Annotated in this window: 4 protein-coding genes; 1 reads left to right on the forward strand and 3 read right to left on the reverse strand. The window is 69.1% G+C overall.

The genetic code is table 11. The features are described 5' to 3' along the window. Nucleotides 1–363, reverse strand: a 363-nt coding sequence (locus HZB86_05155) for a TIGR00730 family Rossman fold protein (GenBank protein MBI5904922.1), incomplete at its 3' end; no start/stop codon positions are given. Between the two features lie 203 nt (nucleotides 364–566). On the opposite strand from HZB86_05155, the gene HZB86_05160 reads away from it, so the two are divergent. Then, nucleotides 567–1,343, forward strand: a complete 777-nt coding sequence (locus HZB86_05160) for a prohibitin family protein (protein ID MBI5904923.1) — start codon at nucleotides 567–569, stop codon at nucleotides 1,341–1,343. Nucleotide 1,344: 1 nt separating this feature from the next. On the opposite strand, the gene hemG is transcribed toward HZB86_05160, so the two are convergent. Together hemG and hemH are read right to left on the reverse strand one after the other, a co-directional pair. Next, nucleotides 1,345–2,742 (reverse strand): protoporphyrinogen oxidase, encoded by a 1,398-nt coding sequence (gene hemG, locus HZB86_05165; GenBank protein MBI5904924.1) that lies wholly within the window; start codon nucleotides 2,740–2,742, stop codon nucleotides 1,345–1,347. Between the two features lie 5 nt (nucleotides 2,743–2,747). Further along, a complete protein-coding gene (hemH, locus tag HZB86_05170) occupies nucleotides 2,748–3,674 on the reverse strand; it encodes a ferrochelatase (protein ID MBI5904925.1) in 927 nt (308 codons plus the stop codon). Nucleotides 3,675–3,721 lie beyond the last annotated feature (47 nt).

Consider the following 3,721-nt stretch of genomic DNA (forward strand, 5'->3'; position numbering starts at 1 on the left):
GAACATCACCTTGCGGGCGAAGAAGTGCCGGAAAGAGATCGAGATGTCCTGGAACCGGTTCGCCTTCTGCTCCGCCGGGAGCTGGATGTTCAGGCCGACGGACAGCCCCTTCCCGCGCCGCGCGCCGCGGTTGGCCGCCTCCATGATCCCCGGGCCCCCGCCCGAGATGACGGCGAATCCCCTGCGGCCGAGCCCTTCCGCCACCTTCACCGCGGTTTTATATCCCCACTCGTCCCTTGCGGTCCGCGCGCTTCCGAAGATGGAGATCGCCGGCCCGATGTCCTTGAGCGACGCGAATCCCTCCACGAACTCGCTCATGATGCGGAACACCCGCCACGTTTCGCCTCCGGTCAGCTCTTCCATCGTCCCTCCGGTCGGGATTCCCCGACGCCTAAAGGATAGCAGAAGGGCGGTTGGACAGCGACGGACCGTTACGGTACAGTTTCCGGAACCGCGGTCGCGCCGGCCCGCCGGGTCCTCCGGCGCCGCGGGAAGGGAGGAACCATGGCAGGTCTCGACTTCTCCGAGCTCCTCCGCCGCTACAAGGAGGCGCTCGGCCAGGCGCAATCCACGCAGGGAAAGACCGTCCCAGGAGGTGGGAGCATGCCCCCGAAGCTCGGGTTGATCAAGTTCGCCGCGTGGTGCTGAACTTCGGCGCCGTTTCGCCCAACGTGTGGGGCGAGGGGCTCCACTTCAAGATCCCCGTGTACCAGGGCGTGCAGAAGATGGACGTGCGGGTCCAGAAGGAGGTGACCGAGGCGGCGGCCGCGTCCAAGGACCTGCAGGACACCCACTCCACGATCGCCGTGAACTTCAACATCATCCCCGACAAGGCGGGGTGGGTCTTCCAGAACATCGGGCTGGCGTACAAGGAGCGGGTGATCGACCCGGTGACGCAGGAGGTGGTGAAGGCGGTCACGGCGAAATACACCGCCGTCGAGCTGATCACCAACCGGGAGAAGATCCGCACGGAGATCAAGGACCTTCTGAAGGCGCGGCTCCTCGACTACAACATCTCGGTCGTGGACGTCTCCATCGTGAACTTCAAGTTCAGCGCGCAGTTCACCCAGGCGATCGAGAACAAGCAGACCGCCGAGCAGATGGCGCTCAAGGCGAGCCGGGACCTCGACCGGATCAAGATCGAGGCGCAGCAGAAGATCGCCGCGGCGCAGGCGGAGGCCGAGTCGCTGCGGCTGCAGCGGCAGAACATCACCTCGGACCTGGTGGAGCTGCGGCGGATCGAGGCGATGCAGGAGGCGATCCGGAAGTGGAACGGGGTGCTCCCCCAGGTGACCGGCGGGGCGATGCCGTTCATCGACGCCAAGTCGTACACGGGGAAGTAGGCTACAGCGTTTTCGCGATCCGCTCCGCGGTCGCGCGCGACTCCCGGACGCAGTCGTTCAGCGCGATCCCCCGGTAGGCGTTGCTGTTCAGGTGCAGCCCCGGGGAGCGGGCGAGGCGCGCGTCGATCCGCTCCAGCACCTTCCCGTGCCCGACGAGGTATTGCGGGATCCCGCGGTCGTGGAAGAAGGAGCGCGCAAGCACCGGTTCCGCGCCGATCCCCAGGATGTCCGCGAGTTCCGCGCGGACCAGCGCGAAGAGCCGCTCTTCCGGCAGCGCCGCGAGCTCGGGTGCCCGGACGCCTCCGACCATCACCCGGATCAGCGCCTTCCCCTCCGGCGCGCGGTTCGGGAAGACGCTCGAGTCCCACAGCGCCCCCAGGATCTTCCGCTTCTCGCCGCGCGGGATGAGGAACCCGAATCCGTCGAGCGGGTTCCCGAGCGCGGCCGCGTCGTACCCCAGCGCGGCGACCGTCACCGCGGAGTAGGGGATCGCGGAGAGCGCGTCGGACAGCGAATCGTCCATCGGGGCGACCATTCCGGCCGCCGCGTACGCGGGGGCGGCGACCACCACGACATCCGCGGTCATCTCCTCCCGGACGCCGCCGGCCGACAGCGACAGGAGGTACTCCTCGCCGCGCCGCTCGATCCGGTCCACCGCAACGTTCAGGTGAAGACCGTCGGCCAGCCGTCCCGCGAGAACGTCCGTCAGCGCCTGCACCCCGGAGTCGAACGACATCAGCACGCCGCCCGGACCCGCCGACATCTCCCCCGCGACGCCCCGCTTCCGCTTCTCCCTCCGCACGCCGAGCATCCCCCGGACCAGCCCGCCGTACCGGCTCTCCAGGTCGAAGATGACGGGGAAGCAGGAGCGCAGCGACATCCTGTCCGGATCGCCCGCGAAGATGCCGGTGACCATCGGGTCGATCAGCTTCTCCAGCGCCTCGGGCCCCAGCCGCCTGCGCGCGAACTCCCCGAGCGATTCGTCGACCCCGCGCGGCGCCGCGGGCGCGAACGGCTCCCCGAGGATGCGGAGCCTCCCCGGCAGGGAGAGGAGCTTGGACCGGAAGAAGGCGGGCGGGGTCTCCGGGAGCCGGTGGAGCGCCCCGCCGGAGTAGATGAACCGCTTGCGGGCGAGGTCGGAGGAGCGCGACAGCCGCCCCTCGATCCCGAGCTCACGGACCAGCTCCATGCCGAACGGCTTGTTCGTCAGGAATCCGTTGGGTCCCCACTCCATGTTGAAACCGTCCTGCCGGATCGTGCGCATCTTCCCGCCGGGCACGGCTTCCGATTCCAGCAGGAGGATCTCCGCCCCGTTCCCCGCCTCGGCAAGATGGCGAACGAGGTAGTGCGCGGTGCATAGCCCCGAGAGGCCCGCTCCGACGATGACGATGCGAGGCATCGAAGTCACTCCGACTTCAGCACGATGTCCTTCAGGGCGTCGATGAACGCGGGAGAGTCGTTCAGCGCGGGCGCCCGCAGGAACGATTGTATACCCGCCGAGCGCGCGTGGGCGGCGAGGCGGATGTCCAGCTCGTGGAGCGTCTCGATGTGGTCGGAAACGAAGCTCACCGGGACGACGACCAGCGTCTTCACACCCTCCCGGCCGAGACGGGTGACCTCGTCCACCGTGTCGGGGGAAAGCCATGCGGCCCTCCCCGCGCGGCTCTGGAACGAGATGCCGTGCGGCACCCCGGGGAAGCTCCGCATCACCGCCGCCACCGTCCGCTCCGTTTCCGACCGGTACGGGTCGCCGGCGTCGATCAGCGCCTGCGGGACGCCGTGGGCGCTGAAGAGGAGGAACATCGACTCGCGGTCCGCGGCGCCGATCCCCGCGGAAACCGTCTCCGCGAGCGCGGCGACGTATTTCGGGTGGTCGGGGTAGGAGCGGACCTCCGAGACGGGGAAGGAGCAGCCGGCCCACGCCAACCGGCGGCGCAGGTCCTTGAAGCTCGAGCCGGTCGTCGCGGCGCAATATTGCGGGTAGAGCGGGAGGGCGATCGCCCGCGTCACCCCGTCCTCCTTCATCTCGAGGGCGGCGTGCTTGGCCAGCGGGTGCCAGTACCGCATCGCCACGTACACCTTGAAGGGAGCGCCCGTCGCCTCCAGCGCCTCCTGCAGGGCGTACCGCTGCGCCTCGGTCAGCGCCGCGATCGGCGACCCGCCGCCGATCTCCTCGTAGTACCGCCGCACCACCCGGGTCCGAAGCCCCGAGACGATCCAGGCGAAGAGCGGCTGCGTGACCGCCGCCGCGGGAAGGCGGATCAGCTCCCGGTCGGAGAACAGGCGCGCCAGGAACGGGCGGATGGCGGACAGGGAGTCGGGCCCCCCCATGTTGAGGAGGACGACTCCCGTGAGCGGGCCGGCGGATGGCAAGGACG

The sequence above is a fragment of the Deltaproteobacteria bacterium genome, from assembly GCA_016234845.1.
In the GTDB taxonomy this organism is placed as follows: Bacteria; Desulfobacterota; Deferrimicrobia; order Deferrimicrobiales; family Deferrimicrobiaceae; genus JACRNP01.